Genomic DNA, 19,608 nt, shown 5'->3' with positions numbered 1-19,608 from the left:
CTACCTCTTGCGGCGGTGAACGGCGTCCGACAACCGCTCCAGCGCGGCGTCGAGCGTTGAGTCTTTCTTGGCGAAGCAAAAACGCACGACCGACGTCACCGCATCCTGCTCGTAGAACGCCGACACCGGGATCGCCGCGACCTTGTAGTCCTGCACGATCCGCCAGCAGAACTCGGCATCGGTCTCGTTGAGCCCGAGCGGCGACAGGTCCACGGTGAGGAAGTAGGTCCCCTGCGACTTCAGCACCGGAAAGCCGATGCTCTCCAACCCCTTGGTCAGGCGGTCACGGCTCCGCGCCATGTCCTTGCGCATGTCGAGGAAATAGTCGTCGGGCTTGCCGAGGCCAAATGCCACCGCCGCTTGCAAATTGGGCGCCGTCGTGAAGGTGAGGAACTGGTGCACCTTCGCCGCGACGCGCAGCAGCGGCGGCGCGGCGCAGACGAAGCCGATCTTCCATCCGGTCAGCGAGAAGATCTTGCCGGCGCTGCCGACCTTGATGGTGCGGTCGCGCATGCCCGGGATCGTGATCAGCGGGATGTGCTCGCGGCCGTCGAACACCACGTGTTCCCAGACCTCGTCGCAGATCGCAACCGCGTCGAATTCCTGGCAGAACCGCGCCAACAGTTCGAGGTCCTCGCGCGGATAGACCACCGCCGCCGGATTGAGCGGATTGTTGAACAGCACCGCCTTGGTCTTGTGGTTGAAGACGCTGCGCAGCATCTTCTCGCTCAGCCGCCACTCCGGCGGTTCGAGCCGCAGCAGCCGCGGAATGCCGCCGGCCTGGCGGATGATCGGCAGATAGGAATCATAGACCGGCTGGAAGCACACCACCTCGTCACCGGGCTCGACCACGGAGAGGATCGAGGCGGTCAGCGCCTCGGTGCCGCCGGAGGTGACCATCACCTCGGTCATCGGATCGAGCTTGAGTCCGTGCCAGTGGCCGTAATGCGATGCGATCGCCTGACGGAGTTCCGGGATGCCCATCATCGACGGATATTGATTGTAGCCGTTGATCGAGGCGTCCGCGGCGGCGCGGCGGATGTCCTCCGGACCGGGATCGTCGGGAAAGCCCTGGCCGAGATTGATGGCGTTGTTGTCGCGCGCGGCCTGCGACATCGCCTCGAAGATGGTGACAGGAAGGTCCGCGAAGACCTTGTTCATGGAGGTCATGTCAGGGATCAGCCGCCGGTCTTGGTCGGCAGTCCCGCCGCCTTCCAGCCGATGATGCCGCCCGCCAGGTGCTTGTCGTAGGGCAGGCCCGCGGCCTGGGCGGCCAGCGAAGCCGTCACCGAGCGCTTGCCGGAGCGGCAGGCGAACACCACCTGCTTGCCCTGCGGATCGGGAATCGCCGCCGGATCGAACGTCGACAGCGGCACTACGACGCCATCGGGATAGGCCTCGACGGCGACCTCGTTGGGCTCGCGGACGTCGACCAGCAGATAGCGGCCTTCCGCTATGCCCTTCGACACCTCGTCCGGAAACAAATCTTCCACCTTGTGGTCCGCCACGGAAATATCCTCCCGATATCAGCTTGGCGAGCGTCGCGCGGCCCGCCGTTCCGGGCCGCAAAGTCGCCTCTTGCGCAGAGAAAATCAAGCGTCCGAAACGGGTTAGATGACTCGCAGGATGTGACTGGCAGGACCGCTAGATCGTGACCTGCGTGCCGACCTCGACCACCCGCCCGGTCGGGATCTGGAAATAGTCGGTGGCGTCGTTCGAGGAGCGGCTCAGCGCGATGAACAGATGGTCCTGCCAGCTCGGCATGCCCGAATGCGCCGCCGGCTTCAGCGCACGGCGGGACAGGAAGAACGAGGTCGACATGATGTCGAACTGCCAGCCGAGCTTGCGGGCGATCGCCAGCGTCTTCGGCACGTTCGGCTGTTCCATGAAGCCGAACTTCAGCGTCACCTTGGAGAAGGTCTCGCTCAGCTGCTCCATCCGCACCCGCTCGGACGGATCGATCCGCGGCGTCGGCGCCGTCTCGATGGTCAGGATGACGTTCTTCTCGTGCAGCACCTTGTAGTGCTTGAGGCTGTGCATCAGCGCGGTCGGCGCGCTGACGGGGTCGCTGGTCAGGAACACCGCGGTGCCGGTGACACGCTGCGGCGGCCGCTTCTCCAACATCGCGACGAGATCGGCGAGCGGGAATTCCAGCTTGCGCGACTTCTCGAACAACAGCCGGCTGCCGCGCCGCCAAGTGTACATCACCACGATCATGGCGCCGCCAAGCGCGAGTGGCACCCAGCCGCCCTCGAACACCTTGAGCAGGTTGGCGGCCAGGAAGGTGATGTCCAGGAACAGGAAGGGCGCGACCAGCGCGGCGGCCGCGATCGGCGACCAGCGCCAGACCTTCCAGATCACGACAAAGCCCATCATCGCCGTCACCACCATGGTGCCGGTCACCGAGATGCCGTAAGCCGACGCCAGTGCGCTCGACGAGCGGAACATCAGCACCAGCACGATGACCGCGATGAACAGGAAACGGTTGATGCGCGGCATGTAGATCTGCCCGGAATGCGCCTCCGAGGTGTGGCGGATCTCGAACCGCGGCAACAGGCCGAGCTGGATCGCCTGCCGCGTCAGCGAATACGCGCCGGTGATGACGGCCTGGCTCGCGATCACGGTCGCCATGGTCGCCAGCGCAACCATCGGGATCAAGGCCCAGTCCGGGAACATGAGGAAGAACGGGTTCTCGATGCCCTTGGGATTGCCGATCAGGAGCGCGCCCTGCCCCAGATAGTTCAGCGCCAGCGACGGCAGCACGATGAACAGCCACGCGGTCTGGATCGGGCGTTTGCCGAAATGGCCGAGGTCGGCATAGAGCGCCTCGGCGCCAGTCACCGCGAGGAAGACCGCACCGAGCGTGATGAAGCCGATCACGCCGTGATGCAGCATGAACGACACCGCGAGAATCGGATTGAGCGCGTATAGCACTTCGGGATGCCGCGCGATCTGCGGCAGCGCCGCGACCGCGATCAGGGCGAACCATACGCACATCACCGGGCCGAAGAAGGCCGCGACGCGCGCGGTGCCGCGCGACTGCACCGCGAACAGGACGACAAGGATCACCACCGTGAGCGGCACGACATAGGGATCGAATGTCGAGGTGACGAGCTTGATGCCCTCGATTGCCGACAGCACCGAGAGCGCCGGCGTGATGACGGCGTCGCCATAGAACAGCGCGCCGCTGATGATGCCGAGCAGCACGATCGCGGCGCCGCCCTTGGTCGCCGCGCGCTGCGCCAGCGCCATCAGCGCCAGCGTGCCGCCCTCGCCATTGTTGTCCGCGCGCAGCAGGATCACGACGTATTTCAGCGTGACGACGACGATCAAAGCCCAGAGGATCAGCGAGAGCACGCCGAGCACCGCATGCGCCGTCACCGCGCCCTCGCCGCCGGCGGCGGCAACGACGGCCTCGCGCAAGGCGTAAAGCGGGCTGGTGCCGATGTCGCCATAGACGACACCGATGCTGCCGAGCATCAGGGCCTTGAAGGTGGCGGTTGAATGCGCCTCACCATTGCCGTTTGCCGCCGGCGTTTCCGCCGCGGTGATCGCACTCTCGGATGACATGGGGAAGCTGTGCCTCTGTCTTCTGCCGCACCGCACAATGCCGGGTCGCAGCGCTATACTCCCGGCAGGAATGCATAGGTTAGCCCGGATTCAGGCCTCCGCCATGCACATCACGCATGGGTCACGGCCGATCAATGTCAGAATCCTGCGCCCGGTCAGATAGTTACCTGGGTACCCACTTCAACCACCCGGCCGGTCGGGATCTGGAAATAGTCGGTGGCATCATTGGCGGACCGGCTCATCGCGATGAACAGGTGGTCCTGCCATTGCGGCATGCCGGACTGGGCCGACGGCTTCAGCGAGCGGCGCGACACGAAGAACGAGGTCGACATGATGTCGAACTGCCAGCCGAGCTTGCGCGCGACCGCCAGCGCCTTGGGCACGTTCGGCGATTCCATGTAGCCGAAGCGCAGCCGCACCGCGGTGAACTTGTCGCTCACCTTCTCCATGTTGACGCGCTCGGATAGATCGACGCGCGGCGTCGGTGCGGTCTCGATGGTCAGGATCACGTTGTGCTCGTGCAGCACCTTGTTGTGCTTGAGATTGTGCAGCAACGCGGTCGGCACGAAGCTCGGATCGCTGGTCAGGAACACCGCGGTGCCCTTGACGATATGCGGCGGCCGCTTCTCCAGACTGTGGATCAGGTCGCGCAGCGGCACCTCGATGCGTCGGGTCTTGGCGACCAGGATGGCGGCGCCGCGGCGCCAGGTCCAGATCATCGTCGCCATCACGACGCCGAACAGCAGCGGCACCCACGCGCCCTCGAACAGCTTCAGGAGATTGGCGCTGAAGAAGGTCATGTCGACGATCACGAACGGCAGGATCAATGCCGCCGCCGACGCCACGCGCCAGTTCCACAGCTTCCAGATCACGATGAAGCCCATGATGCCGTCGGCGACCATCGTGGTGGAGACGGCGATGCCATAGGCCGACGCCAGCCCGCTCGAGGTGCGGAATAGCAGCACCAGCAGCAGCACGCCGATCAGCAGCAGCCGGTTGACGCGCGGCAGATAGATCTGACCGGCATGGGTCTCCGAGGTGTAGCGAACCTCGAAGCGCGGCAAGAGCCCGAGCTGCACCGCCTGGCTGATCAGCGAATAGGCGCCGGTGATGACCGCCTGGCTCGCGATCACCGTCGCGGCGGTGGCGAGCCCGACCAGGGGCAGCAGCAGCACGTCGGGCACCATGCGGTAGAACGAGTTTTCGATCGCGCTGGGATCGGACAGCACCAGCGCGCCCTGCCCGAAATAGTTCAGCAGCAGCGACGGCAGCACGAAGAACAACCAGCCGGACTGGATCGGCTTGCGGCCGAAATGCCCGAGATCGGCATACAGCGCCTCGCCGCCGGTCACCGCGAGGAATACCGCGCCCAGCGTCACCAGGCCGATGGTGCCGTGGGTCAGCATGAACTGGAGCGCGTAATAGGGATTGATCGCCGCCAGCACCGACGGGTCGTCCATGATGTGAACGAGCCCCATCACCGCCAGCGAGGCGAACCACACTACCATCACCGGACCGAAGGCGGAAGCGACGCGCGCGGTGCCAGAACTCTGCACAGAGAACAGCACGACCAGGATCAGGATCGTCAGCGGCACCACATAGTGCTCGAGATGCGGGGTGGCGAGCTTGAGGCCTTCGACCGCCGACAGCACCGAGATCGCCGGCGTGATCATGGAATCGCCGATGAACATCGAGGCGCCGACCACGCCGAGCGCGAGCAGCGGCCAGCTGCGCCGACCGATCGCGCGCTGGCCGAGCGCCATCAGCGAGAGCGTGCCGCCCTCGCCATTGTTGTCGGCGCGCAGCAGCAACAGCACGTATTTCGCGGTGACGACGGTGAACAGCGCCCACAGGATCAGGCTGAGCACGCCCAGCACCATGATGCGGGTGACCGGTTGGCCGTGCGCGGCGCCGCCGACCGCCTCACGGAATGCGTAGAGCGGCGAAGTTCCGATATCGCCGAACACCACCCCGATGCTGCCGAGTGTCAGGGCCCAGAAGCTGGAGGTCGGTTGTCCTTCCTGAGCTTCGGTAGATGAGACGCTGACAGCCATGGCGAGGTTGGAACGCCCGATCGGTTGATTTGATCCGCGCGGCTATCGACGCTTCCGCATCGCGTGTCAACCGCGCAACAATGGTAGTTGACGGTAGTATGGTAACCCAGAGCTACGGCTTCAGATCCGGCGGCAGCGGCGGATTTTCCCGCATCAACGTGATGGTCACGCGACGGTTGGCCGGCAGCGTCGGATCGTCGGGAAACAGCGGCTGGCCGTCGGCCTTGCCTGAAACCGCGAAAATATGCGACGGCGGCAGCCCTTCCCGCTCCAGGATCTGCCGCACCGCGTTGGCGCGGTCCGCGGACAGGTCGAAGCCGTCATAATCGCTGCGCGCCGGCACGAAGCCTGCGGCTGTATGCCCCACGATCGCAACCCGCAGCGGCGTCGCCTTCAGCGGCGCGGCCAGCTTCTGGATCAGCCGGCGGGTGCGGTCGTACGGCTCCCTGGAACCGTCCGCGAACATCGAGCGGCCGTCCTGGTCGACGATCTCGAGGTTGAGCCCCTCCTTGGTCTCCTCGAACATGATGTTCTTGGAGATCTCGGTCAGCTCCGGCATGTCCTGCAGCGCCTGGCGGAGCGAGGCCGAGGCGAGCGCAAATTCGCGGTCGATCTTCAGCCGCGCGCCGTTGATCTGGCTGCGCTCCTTCTCGTCCGGCGTCGGATTGGCGGAGGACTCTTCCGGCGAGATGTGCTCGACGTTCTTCAGCTTCGGCCGGGTCGGCAGGCCGTCGGATTCGACGATGCCGGAATAGCGCACATTGGTCTGCACGCCGAAGGCATCGCGCATCGAGCCGGCGACGATCTTCAGCTTGTTGTTGTCCATGGTGGAGAACGCGACGAGCATCACGAAGAAGCTCATCATCAGGCCCATCAGGTCGGCGAAGGTCACGAACCAGCCGTGACCTCCGGTATGGGCGTCGCCGCGCTTTTTCTTGGCCATCGCTGCGTTTCCCGAAAGCGCGGTCCGGTCAGGCCGGAACCGGCTCGCCTTCCTCCTGGCGATGCTTCTCCGGCAGATAGGCCAGCAGCATCTCGCGCACCAGCGCCGGGCTCTTGGAGTCGCGGATCATCAGGATGCCGTCGATGATCAGCGTGCGGTTGGTCTCCTCGTCGAGCAGCTTGCCGTGCAGCTTGTCGGCGATCGGCAGGCAGAACAAATTGGCGACCAGCGCGCCGTACAGCGTCGCGAGCAGCGCGGTCGCCATGAACGGGCCGAGCTTGGAGGGGTCGGTCATGTTGGCGAACATCTGCACCATGCCGATCAGCGTGCCGATCATGCCGAACGCCGGAGCGCAGTCGCCGATCGCGCGATAGATCTTGCTGCCCTCGTCGAGGTGCATCAGGAAGTTGTCGCGGTCGCGCTCCATGTTGTCGCGGATGAATTCGAGGTCGTAACCGTCGGCGACGTAACGGATGCCCTTGGCGAGGAACGGCTCGTCGGTCTCGACCTTTTCGAGGCCGACCGGCCCCTGCTTGCGGGCGATCTCGGCGATGCGGGCGAGCTCGTCGACGAGGTCGCGGGCCGACAGCCGGCTCATCGTGAAGGCGAATTTGGCGCCGAGCGGCAGCCCATGCAGCATCACGCCCAGCGGGAAGCGGATCATCGTCGCCGCGATCGAGCCGCCGAAGATGATGATCATGGCGTGTTCGGAGATGAACATGTGCAGGTCGCCGCCCATGAACATCATCACCGCGATGACGATGATGCCAGCCAACAGCCCGGCGCCAGTCATGATATCCATAGGAGACTCCAACGCGTACGCAACCTGCCCGTCCTGGACGGCGCGCAGCCCAAGGCGGGCCGCGTGGAAAACCCTAACGTTAACGCCATTAAGGACGCGTTACCGAATTTGGTAGGGATAACAACGGGTAAACGCCGGTCTTTTCGCGATGTCGTTGAAGATGCTGGCTTTCCGCATGCGAGCCTGCCGTCGCATGCGCAAATCCCCTCCCCGTAGAACAACGGACATGGGATAGGTTTGCCGGAAGTGTATTCGCGCGAACTGGCTACCGGCTCGCGTGAAGAAGACGCGTCAACACAAGAATCCGGGGCCCCGTTCCGATTCAATCGGAGCGGAAAAGGGTCTCGAGGAAACCAACCAATGAGCAGGACAGGATGAAGGCCGTCGTCGTCGAGCAATACGCGCCCATCGATCAGATCGGGCTGAGGGAGATCGCCACCCCCGAACCCGGCCCCGGACAGATCCGAGTCCAGGTCCACGCCGCGAGCATCGGCTTCGTCGATGGGCTGAAGGTCGAGGGCCGCTATCAGACCAAGGATGCCCTGCCCTTCACGCCGGGCGCGGAATTCGCCGGCGTGGTCGATGCGGTCGCAGGCGACGTCGCCGGCATCGCGCCGGGCATGCGGGTGATGGGCGCGGCGCGCTCGGGCGCGCTGGCCGAGCACATCGTGGTGCCACGCGACGCCGTCGAGATCATGCCCGACGGACTGTCGATGGAGGCCGCCGCGGCCTTTCGCACCAATTACCTCACCGCGCTCTATGCGCTCGGCGAGCGCGGCTCGCTCAAGGCCGGCGAGCAGTTGCTGGTGCTCGGCGCCGCCGGCGGCACCGGCATCGCCGCCATTCAAATCGGCAAGCTGCTCGGCGCGCGCGTCGTCGCCGCGGCCTCGACGGAGGAGAAGCGCAACTTCGCCGCAAGCTTCGGTGCCGACGCTGTCGTCGACTACACGAAACCCGACTGGCGCGACGCGCTGAAGGACGCGACCGGCGGCCACGGCGCCGACGTGATCTTCGATCCGGTCGGCGGCGGGGTCTCGCTGCAGGCGTTCCGCTCGATCGCCTGGAACGGCCGCCATGTCGTGGTCGGCTTCGCGGCCGGCAACATTCCCGCTTTGCCGTTCAATCTGCCGCTCCTGAAAGGCGGCTTCCTGATCGGCGTCGATGCCGCCCAGATCGCGCGGCGCGAGCCCGAGGCGCAGGCGCGCGTGATGACGCAATTGTCGGCATGGCTGAACGATGGCCGACTGACGCCTGTTGTCGGTAAGGTGTTCGGATTCGACGATTTTCGCGCGGCCTTCACCACCATGCAGACCCGTGCGGCGCTCGGCAAGATGGTGGTGCGGATCGGGTCGTGAGAGAGGCAGCGCTATCGCCTCATCCTCGCTGTCGTCCCTGCGAAAAGCAGGGACCCATACGCCGCGGCGGATGTTGTGAACAAAGCTGGTCATTCCAGCGAAGCACACCAATCAGCGCTTGTGGTTATGGGTCCCTGCTTTTCGCAGGGACGACACTGAATGTCGCAAGCCAAGCTTGCCTTGAGGGTCAGAAAAATACGCGACCCTCGCCAAGGTTCGCGAAAATTATCACAGGTTATTGTTACGCGGTTCTGTGCCGCCTTAGCGTTGCGGAGTACGGCATTCGGGGACGAAAAATGCAGGACATGCTGACGCATCTCGAAAAGCTTCGCCGCGACGCGGCGGAATGTGCGTTGATCCGAGACCTGGCGACTGACATGCGCAAGCGCGAGTTGTTCAGCAAGCTCGCCGAACATCTCACGGCCCTTGCCGCCGAGGTGGAGGAAACCATCAACGCAGCCCGCAAGGAGGACCAAGTCATTTAGCGAGGCCTACGTCGAGCGTTCGAAAGTATCGACACTTGTCGTGACGGCTCGCCACCAGTTCACGGGCTTCAGGGCCGCCGCTTCGCCCTCGCGGACCGCGACCAGCGCCTCGTCCGACATGACAATTTGCCGGATGGAACCAACGTCGCAACGGCGCATTGTCATTTCACCCATCGGTTGACAGGTAATATGCCGCCAGTATCGGTAGACGTGCCGATGCTGTAGCATTGCTGGTTCGCCGAGGAGCCTATTCGCCGCAATGTGTTGTATTTCAGGATTCTTTGTCTTGGCACTTTTTGCACATCGAGCATCGAGCATCACGTCGCGATCGCGCGGGCGGATTACCACCAAAGAGGCGCGATGAAGACCGACAAGGCCATCTGGTACGTCTCGTTCGCCATGCGAAATCCTGACGCCGGACATCACCGCTTCGCGCGCCAGACCCGTACCTTCACGACCGAGCAGGACGCCAAGGCGTTTGCGCGCACGCTGCTCGTTCAGACGCAGGACGTCAGCGCCGGAACGATCAATCCGCACGCACCGCGACGCGTGATCGCACCGGCCGCGATCACGGCCTGGGCCGGCGACAGCTGAGGCTTCGCCGCCGTTGCTTCCTACAGGAAGCGCGAGGGCGCAAACGGGGCGAGCGGAATCTCCGGCGCCTTGCCGCTCAGGAGTTGCGCGACCAGCCGGCCGGTCCGGGCCGATCCGACCAGGCCGACATGGCCGTGGCCGAAGGCGTAGACCACATCGCGCGTGGCACGGGCATAACCGATGCAGGGGCGCCCGTCCGGCATGCTCGGCCGATGGCCGAACCAGGTCTTGATCCGCGATGGCGGAATATCCGTCGGCAGCTTCGGGAACATATTGAAGAGGTGCTTGCGCAGGATTTCGGCGCGCTTCCAGTTCGGCGCGGCGTCAAGCCCCGCGATCTCCACCGTGCCGGCGGCGCGCAGGCCCTTATCGGTCCAGTTGACGACCATCTTGGCATCGGAGGCCATCATCGAATTGCGCGGGCCGGATTCCGCATTTTCGATCATGACGTGATAGCCGCGCTCGGTCTCCAGCGGCAGCGGATCGCCGATCGAGGCGGTCAATTGCCTGGAGCGCGCGCCCGCGGCGACGACGGCGGCGTCGCAGGCAATCTCGCCGCTCTCGGTGATCACAGCGACAAGCCTGTCACCGGCGAGCCTGAGGCCCGTTGCCTTGGCGGCGACGCGTTCGGCGCCGTTCGCGACGGCGTGCGCGGCAAGCGCCGCGACATAGGCGCCGGGATCGCGGCAGCGGCCCGCCTCCTCCACCACGACGCCGAATTTGTAGCGCGGATGCAGATCGGGCTCGCGCTGGCGCATCTCGTCTTCATCGAGCTCCAGCCATTCGATGCCGACGCGCTTGCGGATGCGCCAGCCGAGATCGCGGTCGAACGGCGCGCGTGAGGGAAACACATGCATCACCCCGCGCCGCTCGATCAATTCGCCCACGCCGGCTTCCTCGGCGAGTTGCCGGTGCAGCAGCGGTGCATCCTTCAGGAGATCGCGCATCGCCCGCGCGGTGGCCTCGACCTGCGCCTCGGTCCGGCTCGACAGCAGATACTTGACCAGCCACGGCAAGGCCTTCGGCAGATACGACCAGCGGATCGCCAGCGGCCCGAGCGGATCCATCAGATAGCCCGGCACCTTCTTCCAGGTGCCCGGCTCGGCCGGCGGGATCACCGAATGCGACGACAGCCAACCGGCATTGCCGTAGCTCGCCGCCTGGGTGCCGCCGGGCTCGCCCGGATCGATCAAGGTTACGCTGTGGCCCGCACGCAGCGCCTCGATGGCGCTGATGACGCCGACCGCGCCGGCCCCGATGATCGCGACGTGACGGGACTTTTGTTTGGGCATGATCTCCTCGGAAAACCGCTTCGCATTTTTCCGGATCATGCCCTAGCGCGTGGCCTGCGGCGCAAAATCCTTGCCGACCGACAGCGCACGCTGATCGACCAGGCAGTGCAGGATCGCGGGCTTGCCGGAGGCCAGCGCGCGCTCGAACGCGGGCGCGAAGTCTTCGGTGCGCTCGACCCGCTCGCCATGGCCGCCGAACGCCTTGGCGTAAAGCGCGAAGTCCGGGTTCTTGAGCTGGGTGCCGACGACGCGGCCCGGATAGTCGCGCTCCTGATGCATGCGGATGGTGCCGTATTGCGCGTTGTCGATGACGACGACGATCAGCGGCGCGTCATACTGCACGGCGGTGGCGAACTCCTGCCCGTTCATCAGGAAGCAGCCGTCGCCGGCGAACGCCACGACGACCCGGTCCGGATGATGCCGCTTGGCCATCACAGCCGCCGGCACGCCGTAGCCCATCGAGCCCGAGGTCGGCGCGAGCTGCGCGGCGAAAGCGTGGAAGCGATGGTGGCGGTGAATCCAGCCGGCATAATTGCCGGCGCCGTTGCAGACGATGGCATCCTTCGGCAGGCGATCGCGCAGCCAGGTCACGACCTCGCCATACTGGAAGCTGCCCGGCAGCTCGCGCGGCTTGTCGGTCCAGGCGAGGTAATCCGCGTGCGCCTTGGCCGCCTCGCCCTTCCAGGCCGGCACTGCCGCCGGCATCATGGTCTCGACCGCGGCGGCAAAGGCCGCAGGCGTCGCCTGGATCGCCAGCGCCGGCTGGTAGACACGGCCGAGCTCCTCGGCGCCGGGATGGACATGGATCAGTTTCTGGCTCGGCACCGGAATGTCGAGCAGCGTGTAGGACGAGGACGGCATTTCCGACATGCGGCCGCCGATCAGGAGGATGACGTCGGCGCCGGTGATGCGATCCCTGAGCTTCGGACTCGGGCCGATGCCAAGATCGCCGGCATAATGCGAGTGGTCGGCGTCGAACAGCGAGGCGCGGCGGAACGAGGTGGCAACCGGCAGGTCGAAGCGCTCGGCGAAGCGCGCAATGCCCTTGGCGGCCTCCGCGGTCCAGGCCGAGCCACCGAGCACCACGATCGGCGCCTTGGCGCCGGCGAGCATGCTGCCGAGGCGCTCGAGATCGGCCGGCGCAGGCCAGGTCGCCGCAGGCTCGACCTTCGGCGCGTCGGCGACCGCGGCGGTTTCAGTCAGCATGTTCTCCGGCAGCGAGATCACCACCGGACCGGGCCGGCCCTGCAGCGCGACGCGGAAGGCGCGCGCGACCAGTTCCGGAATGCGATCCGGACGATCGATCTCGACCGCCCATTTCGCCATCGTGCCGAACACCGCCTTGTAGTCGAGTTCCTGGAATGCCTCGCGCTCGCGCATGCCGGTGTCGACCTGGCCGACGAACAGGATCATCGGGGTGGAGTCCTGCATCGCGATGTGCACGCCATGGGCGGCATTGGTCGAGCCCGGACCGCGGGTGACAAAGCAGATGCCCGGACGTCCCGTGAGCTTGCCATAGGCCTCCGCCATCATCGCGGCCCCGCCCTCGGCGCGGCAGATCACGACGTCGATCGCGCTGTCGTGCAAGGCGTCGAGCGCCGCCAGATAGCTCTCGCCCGGCACGCAGGTGACGCGCTCCACCCCTTGCGCGACCAGCTGGTCGATCAGGATCTGGCCTCCGGTGCGGGCATTGCTTTTGGTCATGAGGGCTCCCTGCAAGTACTGGCGCGCGTTTGAGCTTCGCGCGGATCGTGGTCCCACGGGGTATGATAGACGGAAATAGGGTGCAAGGCCGAAGCTGCGTCTCCCGCGCGCAGCGGCGCCAAGCCATGCGGTAGGCAATGGGCAACGCCGTTTCGTCATCGATTTCCGCAGAGCGGACGATCGCCGGCAGGATTGAAACCGCCGGCCGGCAAGCAACGCAGGTCACGATCGTCCGGCTCGAGGGCGATCTCGTTGCGCTCGCGCGGGACCACGACGCCGGTCCGTGACCCCGATCGGGTCTCGCGCGGCATGATCAACCTGCGCGGGCTTCTTTCATGAACACCCGCATCGACGATGCGGCCGCCCTGTCATCACGAGGCGCCGATCGACTCAACAGAGCGCAGGCGAAAGAATGCTCGCACGCCGCATCGCCAAGACCGACAGCGCGTGGCCGCCGAGACGATTGCAGTCAAGAGCTCTCCGCTGCGCGCGATGGCGTGGCACAATCTGCATGAGCCACACGTTATGTGCACGATAACAATCATTAGGAGCGCACGCGTGTGCTTCCGTAAGATTACGGTGCAGCGATCGGCCGCTTCACATCTTCGTCGCCGGATCGCGCGGATTTCACGGCAAATCGCGGTGTTGTGCGACGTTTTCGGCTGCGCTCATCGCGAGCATCGCGCGTTCGACCTTGTGCGATCGCACGCGGCGCATTGCGTGCCCTTCTTGGTGGAATTCGAATCGCTTACCGTTCCACACAGTCAGAAATTGTAAATCGTGTAACGCACCTGCGTGGGGCCGGCGGTGGAAGGCATTCCGCTGCCGATCAGGTGCACCGTTTCAATTCACCAAGATCATTATCAAGGCTGGAGGCAATGCATGTTGGGGATGAAGAGCGTCGCAAGCGTGATCGGCTCGGACAGTTCGTACCGGCTGTTCGACGACATGCCGATCAGTGTCATGCTCTGCGAGCTGGACAATTTCAAAATCACCTACATCAACGAGTCGACGCGGCAGAACCTGAAGAAGATCGAGCATGTGCTGCCGGTAAAGGTCGACGCGCTGATCGGGCAATCGATCGATATATTTCACAGGAACCCGCAGCATCAGCGCCGGCTGCTGTCCGACCCGAAGAACCTGCCGCACAAGGCGCGTATCACCATCGGCGGCGAGACGCTCGATCTCACCGTGACGGCGATGACCAATTCGCGCGGCCGCTACACCGGCCCGATGCTGACCTGGGAGCTCGCGACCGAGAAGGCGCGGCTTGAAACGCAGACCGAACGGCTGTTGCAGATGCTCGACAACATGCCGATCAACATCATGATGTGCGACACCGATTTCAACATCACCTACATCAACCAGACCAGCCTCAAGACGCTCGACACCGTGAAGCACCTGCTTCCGGTGGCGCCGGACAAGATCCTCGGCAACTCGTTCGACATCTTCCACAAGAACCCGGCGCACCAGCGCCGCATCGTCGGCGATCCCAAAAACCTGCCGCATGCGGCCAAGATCAAGCTCGGTCCGGAAACGCTCGACCTGCGGGTCTCCGGGCTGACCGACAAGCGCGGCAACTACACCGGCGCGATGCTGAGCTGGTCGGTCGTGACAGGCAATGTGAAGCTGGCGGACGATTTCGAGAAGGACGTGAAGGGCCTTGCCGGGATGCTGGCGTCGGCGTCGACGCAAATGCAGGGCACTGCGCGATCGCTGACGACGACCGCCGAATTCGTCAATCAGCGCTCGGCGAGCGCGGCGTCCGCGTCCGAGGAGCTGTCGTCCTCGGTCAACGAGATCAGCCGCCAGGTGGCCGAGGCGAGCCGCATTGCCCGCATGGCGGTCGACGAAGCCGAGAAGTCCGACAAGCTGGTCGCGGGTCTCGTGACCATGGCGCAGAAGATCGGCGACGTCGTCGCCCTGATCAGCCAAATCGCCGGCCAGACCAACCTGCTTGCGCTCAACGCAACCATCGAATCCGCGCGGGCCGGTGAGGCCGGACGCGGCTTCGCCGTCGTCGCCTCCGAGGTGAAGGCGCTGGCCAACCAGACCGCCAAGGCCACGGAAGACATTTCGGCGCAGATCAACGAGATGCAGGCCGCGACCGGCAACACCGCCACGGCGCTGAAGGCGATCTCGCAGGTCATCGTCCAGATCAGCGAGATCTCGACCGTGATCGCCAGCGCGGTCGAGGAACAGGCCGCGGCCACCAAGGAGGTCACCGCAAACATCAACGGCACGACCAAGGCGATCGACGATGCCAGCAAGGCCGCCGAGAACGTGCTGGCGGCCTCCGGAGAGCTCGCCAGCAACGCCTCAGAGCTGGAAGTTCAGGTCGACAAGTTCCTCAAGAACGTACGGGCGATGTAGCGGCGCACGGCCGAAGGAGATGAGCGCGCACTCACCCCTCCGCGTCATTGGGGCGATGCGCGAGCATCGAACCCGGAATCTCAAGCCGCAACTTCGAGATTCCGGGTTCACGCTTCGCGTGCCCCGGAACGACGGCCAAAGATGCGCCCGCCTACAGCGAACGCGCGATCAGGAGCTTCATGATTTCGTTGGTGCCGCCATAGATCTTCTGGATGCGGGAATCGATGAACATGCGCGAGATCGGATATTCCTGCATGTAGCCGTAGCCGCCATGCAGCTGCAGGCATTCGTCGGCGGTCTCGACCTGCTTCTGCGAGCACCACCATTTCGCCATCGACGCCGTCACGGTGTCGAGGTCGCCGGCGACCAGGCGCTCGACGCACCAGTCGACGAACACGCGGGCGATCATCGCCTCGGTCTTGCGCTCGGCAAGCTTGAAGGCGGTGTTCTGGAATTCGAGCAGCGGCTTGCCGAACGCGGTGCGCTCCTTGGTGTATTCGGCGGTGATCCTGACCGCGCGCTCCATCGAGGCGACCGCGCCGATCGCGAGCGACAGCCGCTCCTGCGGCAATTGCTGCATCAGCTGTACGAAGCCGTTGCCCTCCTCGGCGCCGAGCAGGTTCTCCGGCGGCACCGTGACGTTATCGAAGAACAGCTCCGACGTGTCTGATGCGTGCAGCCCGATCTTGTCGAGGTTGCGCCCGCGCCGGTACCCCTCGGCGCCCGCGGTCTCAACCACGATCAGCGAGATGCCCTTGGCGCCCGGAGCCCCGGTCCGCGCCACCACGATGACGAGATCGGCGGCCTGGCCGTTGGTGATGAAAGTCTTCTGGCCGTTGATGACGTAGGAATTGCCCTGCTTCTTCGCCGTGGTCTTGACGGCCTGCAGATCCGAGCCGGTGCCGGGCTCGGTCATCGCGATGGCGCCGACCATCTCACCCGACGCCATCTTCGGCAGCCAACGTTTCTTCTGCTCCTCCGAGCCATAGTTGACGATGTAATGCGCGACGATCGCGCTGTGCACGGAGACGCCGGTGGTCAGCTCCGGCACCGTGCTCTCGAGGTCATCGAGCACGGCGGCGTCATAGGCGAAGCTGGCCCCTAAGCCGCCATAGGCCTCGGGCACGCTCGGCAGCAACGCGCCCATCTCGCCGAGCGCGCGCCAGGCCGAGCGATCGACCAGCTTCTGCTCGCGCCATTTTTCGGCGTGCGGCGCCAGATCCTTGGCGAGGAATTTGCGGAACTGGTCTCGGAAGGTGTCCAGCTCCTCGGTCATCCAGGACGATCGGTAGTGCATTCTGCCCTCGTATTAAATCAGAAGACCGCCGCCGGCGACGATCACCTGACCACTGATGTAATTCGATTCCGGAGCGCAGAACAGATAGACCGCATCGGCCGCCTCCTCCGGCGTGCCGCCGCGGCCGAGCGGGATCATGCGGCCCATCGCCTCCAGCATCTGCGGCTGGACGCCGACCTTGATGTCGCGGCCGGCGACGTCGATGGTTTTCTGCTGGGTCTCGATCGGCTGGGTCAGGCGGGTGTTGATCAGGCCGAACGCCACGCAATTGACGTTGACCTTGTAGCGGCCCCACTCCTTGCACATCGTGCGCGTCAGCCCGATCAGCGATGCTTTGGCGGACGAATAGCTCGCCTGCCCGGCATTGCCGTAGAGGCCCGCGATCGAGGAGATGTTGACGACCTTGCGGAACACCTCGCGGCCCGCCTCGGCCTCCCTCTTCGCCATCACTCGGATCGGCTCCGACACCGCGCGCATGATGCGGAACGGGGCGACCAGATGGACGTCCAGCATCGCCTGGAACTGCTCGTCGGTCATCTTCTGGATCGTCGAGTCCCAGGTGTACCCGGCATTATTGACGATGATGTCGAGACCGCCGAACCGCTCGATCGCGGCGCCGACGAAGCGATCGGCAAAGCCGGCTTCGGTCACGCTGCCATTGACCGCGATCGCCTCGCCGCCCATGGCCTTGATCTCCGCGACGACCGCATCGCCCGGCTCGGCATCGAGGTCGTTGACCACGACGCGCGCGCCCTCGTTCGCGAGCTTCAGCGCAATCGCGCGCCCGATGCCGCGGCCGGAGCCCGAGACGAGCGCGACTTTGCCTTGCAGCTTTGACATTCAAACCTCCCTCAAACAACGTGATCTTTGCGGTATGCCCGCCTCACCTCGCCCCGCTTGCGGGGAGAAGTCGGAACGCATTGTCAGATGCGTTCCGGGTGAGGGGGTACAGGTCTCACCACCTCCAGAGTGCGCGGAAGCAGCCCCTCACCCAAACCCTCTCCCCGCAAGAGCGGGGCGAGGGAGCGCACAATCCCTCGTGGCGAGACCTTTCGCACTACAGCGCGATAACCGCCTCGCCGGCGAGCTTGATCTCGCCGTTCTGATCCCTGGTGGTCAGCGCGAGTATTGCGCGCCTCTCACCGCCCTGCTCGACCAGCTCGGTCACCGTGCCCTCGCAGGTCAGCTTCGCGCCGAGCTGGGTGATCGCCGCAAAGCGGGTCGAGAACGAGCGGATGCGCGACGGCGCCACCGCGTCGGTCAGCGCCTGGCCGAGATAGCCCATCACCAGCATGCCGTGCGCGAACACGTCGGGGAAGCCGGCCGCCTTCGCGAAATCGATGTCGACATGGATCGGATTGTGATCGCCGGAGGCGCCGCTATACAGCGCGAGGCGATGGCGGGTGATCGGTGGAAACTCCTTGTGGACGATGCGGTCGCCGACAGAGGGAGAGCTGCTCATGACGGCCTCGCATTGCGTACCACGACGGTGCGCGAGACATCGGCGACATGGACACCGTTCTGGTTGGTGACCGGGGTGTCGACCACGATCAGCGTCATCGCCCCGCCCTTCTTGTCGGTCACGCCAGTGACGCGCGGGCGGAAGGTCAAGGTGTCGCCGACCACGACGGGCGCATGATAGTCGAAGCGCTGCTCGCCGTGCAGCACGCGCGCCAGATCGATGTCGAGCGCCGTGAGGAACTCGAACGGGTCCGGCGCATCCATCATCTCGAGGCAGAACAGATAGGTCGGCGGCACCGGCGCCGCCGTGAAGCCGGCCGCTTGCGCGGCCGCCTCGTCGCGATAGACGGCATTCGTCTCGCCGAGCGTATCGAGGAAGAAGCGCAGCCGCCCCGGCTCGACGCGCGCGGTCACGGGCGTAAATGTACGCCCGACAGCGGATTGATCGACCATGACGACCTCAAGCGCGTTCGTAGAGCGTCACGACGCAGGCGCCGCCGAGGCCGAGATTGTGCTGCAAGCCGATCCGCGCGCTCTCCACCTGCGTCGCCGCAGCGGTGCCGCGCAGCTGCCGCGTCAGCTCATAGCACTGCGCAAGCCCGGTGGCGCCGAGCGGATGGCCCTTCGACAGCAACCCGCCGGACGGGTTGGTGACGATCCTGCCGCCATAGGAGTTGTCGCCGTCGTCGATGAATTTCGCGGCCTCGCCCTCGCCGCACAGGCCAAGCCCCTCATAGGTGATCAGCTCGTTGTGCGCGAAGCAGTCGTGCAGCTCGACGACGTCGAGATCATCAGGCCCGATGCCGGCGGCCTCATAGACCTTGCGCGCGGCATCCCGCGCCATGTCGTAGCCGACCACCTGCATCATGTCTGACGCACCGAAGGTCGAGGGCGTGTCGGTCGTCATCGCCTGCGCCGCGATGCGGACCTGCTTGTTGAGGCCGTGCTGGTCGGCGAATTTCTCCGAGACCAGGATCGCGGCGGCGCCGCCGCAGGTCGGCGGGCACGCCATCAGCCGCGTCATCACGCCGGGCCAGATCACCTGGTCGTTCATCACGTCGTCGGCGGTGACCTCTTTGCGGAACAGCGCCAGTGGATTGTTCTTGGCATGACGGCTCGCCTTGGCGCGCACTTTTGCAAAGGCGGAGAGCGGCGTGCCGTATTTCTTCATGTGGCTGAGGCCGGCGCCGCCGAAATAGCGCAGCGCCAGCGGCACGCCGGGCGCGTCGACCAGCTTGTCGGCCGCGGCGTCGAAATCGTCGAACGCACTGGGACGGTCGGTGAACACGGCCCCGAGCGCGCCGGGCTTCATCTGCTCGAAGCCGAGCGCCATCACGCAATCGGCCGCGCCTGACTCGATCGCCTGCCGCGCCAGGAACAGCGCGGTCGAGCCGGTCGAGCAGTTGTTGTTGACGTTGACGATCGGGATGCCGGTCATCCCGACCGGATAGAGCGCGCGCTGCCCGCAGGTGGAGTCGCCATAGACGTAGCCGACATAGGCCTGCTGCACGCGGCCGTAGTCGAGCCCGGCGTCGGCGAGCGCCAGCTTCGCCGCTTCGGCGCCCATCACGTGATACGGCGCATTGGCGCCGGGCTTGACGAACGGGATCATGCCGACCCCGGCAATATAGGTGCGTGACGTCATCGCGTGTCCTCCCGGAAATTACCCACTGGACTA

General features: G+C 65.2%; 19 protein-coding genes. 5 read left to right on the top strand and 14 right to left on the bottom strand.

All coding sequences use genetic code 11. From position 1 onward, the window contains the following. The 6 genes from ACVMB1_RS09080 to ACVMB1_RS09055 all read right to left on the bottom strand — a co-directional run bounded on the left by ACVMB1_RS09080 (window position 1) and on the right by ACVMB1_RS09055 (window position 7,369). The gene (locus ACVMB1_RS09080; protein WP_200844431.1) at window positions 1–1,170 is read right to left on the bottom strand and encodes an aminotransferase; all 1,170 of its coding nucleotides are present in this window, start codon (window positions 1,168–1,170) and stop codon (window positions 1–3) included. Window positions 1,171–1,178: 8 nt separating this feature from the next. Next, window positions 1,179–1,508, bottom strand: a complete 330-nt coding sequence (locus tag ACVMB1_RS09075) for a rhodanese-like domain-containing protein (protein WP_016848419.1) — start codon at window positions 1,506–1,508, stop codon at window positions 1,179–1,181. A 136-nt stretch (window positions 1,509–1,644) separates the two neighbouring features. Next, complete coding sequence (locus tag ACVMB1_RS09070) at window positions 1,645–3,570, bottom strand: potassium transporter Kup (RefSeq protein WP_057019704.1); 1,926 nt, start codon at window positions 3,568–3,570, stop codon at window positions 1,645–1,647. 155 nt (window positions 3,571–3,725) lie between these two features. Beyond that, the gene (locus tag ACVMB1_RS09065) at window positions 3,726–5,624 is read right to left on the bottom strand and encodes a potassium transporter Kup (RefSeq protein ID WP_038376908.1); all 1,899 of its coding nucleotides are present in this window, start codon (window positions 5,622–5,624) and stop codon (window positions 3,726–3,728) included. A gap of 112 nt (window positions 5,625–5,736) precedes the next feature. Then, window positions 5,737–6,567, bottom strand: coding sequence for an OmpA/MotB family protein (locus ACVMB1_RS09060; protein WP_028334286.1), 831 nt, complete (start codon window positions 6,565–6,567; stop codon window positions 5,737–5,739). Between the two features lie 28 nt (window positions 6,568–6,595). Next, entirely contained in the window at window positions 6,596–7,369 is a 774-nt protein-coding gene (locus ACVMB1_RS09055) for a motility protein A (RefSeq protein WP_016848416.1), read from the bottom strand. A 374-nt stretch (window positions 7,370–7,743) separates the two neighbouring features. On the opposite strand from ACVMB1_RS09055, the gene ACVMB1_RS09050 reads away from it, so the two are divergent. Both ACVMB1_RS09050 and ACVMB1_RS09045 read left to right on the top strand, forming a co-directional pair. Further along, window positions 7,744–8,724, top strand: coding sequence for an NADPH:quinone oxidoreductase family protein (locus tag ACVMB1_RS09050; protein ID WP_456848504.1), 981 nt, complete (start codon window positions 7,744–7,746; stop codon window positions 8,722–8,724). A gap of 296 nt (window positions 8,725–9,020) precedes the next feature. After that, entirely contained in the window at window positions 9,021–9,209 is a 189-nt protein-coding gene (locus ACVMB1_RS09045; protein ID WP_016848414.1) for a hypothetical protein, read from the top strand. 6 nt (window positions 9,210–9,215) lie between these two features. On the opposite strand, the gene ACVMB1_RS09040 is transcribed toward ACVMB1_RS09045, so the two are convergent. Further along, complete coding sequence (locus tag ACVMB1_RS09040; protein ID WP_246786574.1) at window positions 9,216–9,527, bottom strand: hypothetical protein; 312 nt, start codon at window positions 9,525–9,527, stop codon at window positions 9,216–9,218. Between the two features lie 42 nt (window positions 9,528–9,569). Here ACVMB1_RS09040 and ACVMB1_RS09035 point away from each other — a divergent pair, with 42 nt between their 5' ends. Next, complete coding sequence (locus tag ACVMB1_RS09035) at window positions 9,570–9,803, top strand: hypothetical protein (protein ID WP_057019701.1); 234 nt, start codon at window positions 9,570–9,572, stop codon at window positions 9,801–9,803. Between the two features lie 20 nt (window positions 9,804–9,823). Here ACVMB1_RS09035 and ACVMB1_RS09030 read toward each other — a convergent pair whose 3' ends face one another. Both ACVMB1_RS09030 and ACVMB1_RS09025 read right to left on the bottom strand, forming a co-directional pair. Continuing rightward, window positions 9,824–11,095 (bottom strand): NAD(P)/FAD-dependent oxidoreductase, encoded by a 1,272-nt coding sequence (locus ACVMB1_RS09030; protein WP_076826735.1) that lies wholly within the window; start codon window positions 11,093–11,095, stop codon window positions 9,824–9,826. A gap of 42 nt (window positions 11,096–11,137) precedes the next feature. Further along, window positions 11,138–12,799: a thiamine pyrophosphate-binding protein gene (locus ACVMB1_RS09025; RefSeq protein ID WP_076826490.1), complete on the bottom strand. Its 1,662-nt coding sequence runs from the start codon at window positions 12,797–12,799 to the stop codon at window positions 11,138–11,140. Window positions 12,800–12,936: 137 nt separating this feature from the next. Between ACVMB1_RS09025 and ACVMB1_RS09020 the strand changes: the two genes are divergently transcribed. Both ACVMB1_RS09020 and ACVMB1_RS09015 read left to right on the top strand, forming a co-directional pair. Then, window positions 12,937–13,086: a hypothetical protein gene (locus tag ACVMB1_RS09020; protein WP_159109436.1), complete on the top strand. Its 150-nt coding sequence runs from the start codon at window positions 12,937–12,939 to the stop codon at window positions 13,084–13,086. Between the two features lie 595 nt (window positions 13,087–13,681). Then, window positions 13,682–15,172: a methyl-accepting chemotaxis protein gene (locus ACVMB1_RS09015; protein WP_063790157.1), complete on the top strand. Its 1,491-nt coding sequence runs from the start codon at window positions 13,682–13,684 to the stop codon at window positions 15,170–15,172. Between the two features lie 151 nt (window positions 15,173–15,323). Here the strand turns inward: ACVMB1_RS09015 and ACVMB1_RS09010 are convergent, their stop codons facing one another. From ACVMB1_RS09010 to ACVMB1_RS08990, 5 genes are all read right to left on the bottom strand, one after another. Next, on the bottom strand, window positions 15,324–16,469 hold the full coding sequence (locus ACVMB1_RS09010; protein ID WP_057019698.1) for an acyl-CoA dehydrogenase family protein: 1,146 nt from the start codon (window positions 16,467–16,469) through the stop codon (window positions 15,324–15,326). Window positions 16,470–16,481: 12 nt separating this feature from the next. Then, window positions 16,482–17,309 (bottom strand): SDR family NAD(P)-dependent oxidoreductase, encoded by an 828-nt coding sequence (locus ACVMB1_RS09005; protein WP_076826488.1) that lies wholly within the window; start codon window positions 17,307–17,309, stop codon window positions 16,482–16,484. A 217-nt stretch (window positions 17,310–17,526) separates the two neighbouring features. Continuing rightward, the gene (locus ACVMB1_RS09000) at window positions 17,527–17,931 is read right to left on the bottom strand and encodes a MaoC family dehydratase (protein ID WP_141340560.1); all 405 of its coding nucleotides are present in this window, start codon (window positions 17,929–17,931) and stop codon (window positions 17,527–17,529) included. Continuing rightward, window positions 17,928–18,383, bottom strand: coding sequence for a MaoC family dehydratase N-terminal domain-containing protein (locus tag ACVMB1_RS08995; RefSeq protein ID WP_076826485.1), 456 nt, complete (start codon window positions 18,381–18,383; stop codon window positions 17,928–17,930). The genes ACVMB1_RS09000 and ACVMB1_RS08995 overlap by 4 nt, the downstream gene beginning before the upstream one ends. Before the next feature lie 7 nt (window positions 18,384–18,390). Beyond that, on the bottom strand, window positions 18,391–19,575 hold the full coding sequence (locus ACVMB1_RS08990; protein WP_141340559.1) for a lipid-transfer protein: 1,185 nt from the start codon (window positions 19,573–19,575) through the stop codon (window positions 18,391–18,393). Window positions 19,576–19,608 lie beyond the last annotated feature (33 nt).

The sequence above is a fragment of the Bradyrhizobium sp. USDA 4504 genome (assembly GCF_054063995.1).
The sequence above is the reverse complement of the archived record's forward strand: the minus strand, read 5'-3'. Positions and strand labels throughout refer to the sequence as shown.

Excerpts from the sequence above, each read along its gene's own strand:
- ACVMB1_RS09080 (WP_200844431.1), bottom strand. The coding sequence starts at position 1,170 with ATGACCTCCATGAACAAGGTCTTCGCGGACCTTCCTGTCACCATCTTC.
- ACVMB1_RS09070 (WP_057019704.1), bottom strand. The coding sequence starts at position 3,570 with ATGTCATCCGAGAGTGCGATCACCGCGGCGGAAACGCCGGCGGCAAAC.
- ACVMB1_RS09065 (WP_038376908.1), bottom strand. The coding sequence starts at position 5,624 with ATGGCTGTCAGCGTCTCATCTACCGAAGCTCAGGAAGGACAACCGACC.
- ACVMB1_RS09060 (WP_028334286.1), bottom strand. The coding sequence starts at position 6,567 with ATGGCCAAGAAAAAGCGCGGCGACGCCCATACCGGAGGTCACGGCTGG.
- ACVMB1_RS09055 (WP_016848416.1), bottom strand. The coding sequence starts at position 7,369 with ATGGATATCATGACTGGCGCCGGGCTGTTGGCTGGCATCATCGTCATC.
- ACVMB1_RS09050 (WP_456848504.1), top strand. The coding sequence starts at position 7,744 with ATGAAGGCCGTCGTCGTCGAGCAATACGCGCCCATCGATCAGATCGGG.
- ACVMB1_RS09045 (WP_016848414.1), top strand. The coding sequence starts at position 9,021 with ATGCAGGACATGCTGACGCATCTCGAAAAGCTTCGCCGCGACGCGGCG.
- ACVMB1_RS09040 (WP_246786574.1), bottom strand. The coding sequence starts at position 9,527 with ATGCTCGATGCTCGATGTGCAAAAAGTGCCAAGACAAAGAATCCTGAA.
- ACVMB1_RS09035 (WP_057019701.1), top strand. The coding sequence starts at position 9,570 with ATGAAGACCGACAAGGCCATCTGGTACGTCTCGTTCGCCATGCGAAAT.
- ACVMB1_RS09030 (WP_076826735.1), bottom strand. The coding sequence starts at position 11,095 with ATGCCCAAACAAAAGTCCCGTCACGTCGCGATCATCGGGGCCGGCGCG.
- ACVMB1_RS09025 (WP_076826490.1), bottom strand. The coding sequence starts at position 12,799 with ATGACCAAAAGCAATGCCCGCACCGGAGGCCAGATCCTGATCGACCAG.
- ACVMB1_RS09020 (WP_159109436.1), top strand. The coding sequence starts at position 12,937 with ATGGGCAACGCCGTTTCGTCATCGATTTCCGCAGAGCGGACGATCGCC.
- ACVMB1_RS09015 (WP_063790157.1), top strand. The coding sequence starts at position 13,682 with ATGTTGGGGATGAAGAGCGTCGCAAGCGTGATCGGCTCGGACAGTTCG.
- ACVMB1_RS09010 (WP_057019698.1), bottom strand. The coding sequence starts at position 16,469 with ATGCACTACCGATCGTCCTGGATGACCGAGGAGCTGGACACCTTCCGA.
- ACVMB1_RS09005 (WP_076826488.1), bottom strand. The coding sequence starts at position 17,309 with ATGTCAAAGCTGCAAGGCAAAGTCGCGCTCGTCTCGGGCTCCGGCCGC.
- ACVMB1_RS09000 (WP_141340560.1), bottom strand. The coding sequence starts at position 17,931 with ATGAGCAGCTCTCCCTCTGTCGGCGACCGCATCGTCCACAAGGAGTTT.
- ACVMB1_RS08995 (WP_076826485.1), bottom strand. The coding sequence starts at position 18,383 with ATGGTCGATCAATCCGCTGTCGGGCGTACATTTACGCCCGTGACCGCG.
- ACVMB1_RS08990 (WP_141340559.1), bottom strand. The coding sequence starts at position 19,575 with ATGACGTCACGCACCTATATTGCCGGGGTCGGCATGATCCCGTTCGTC.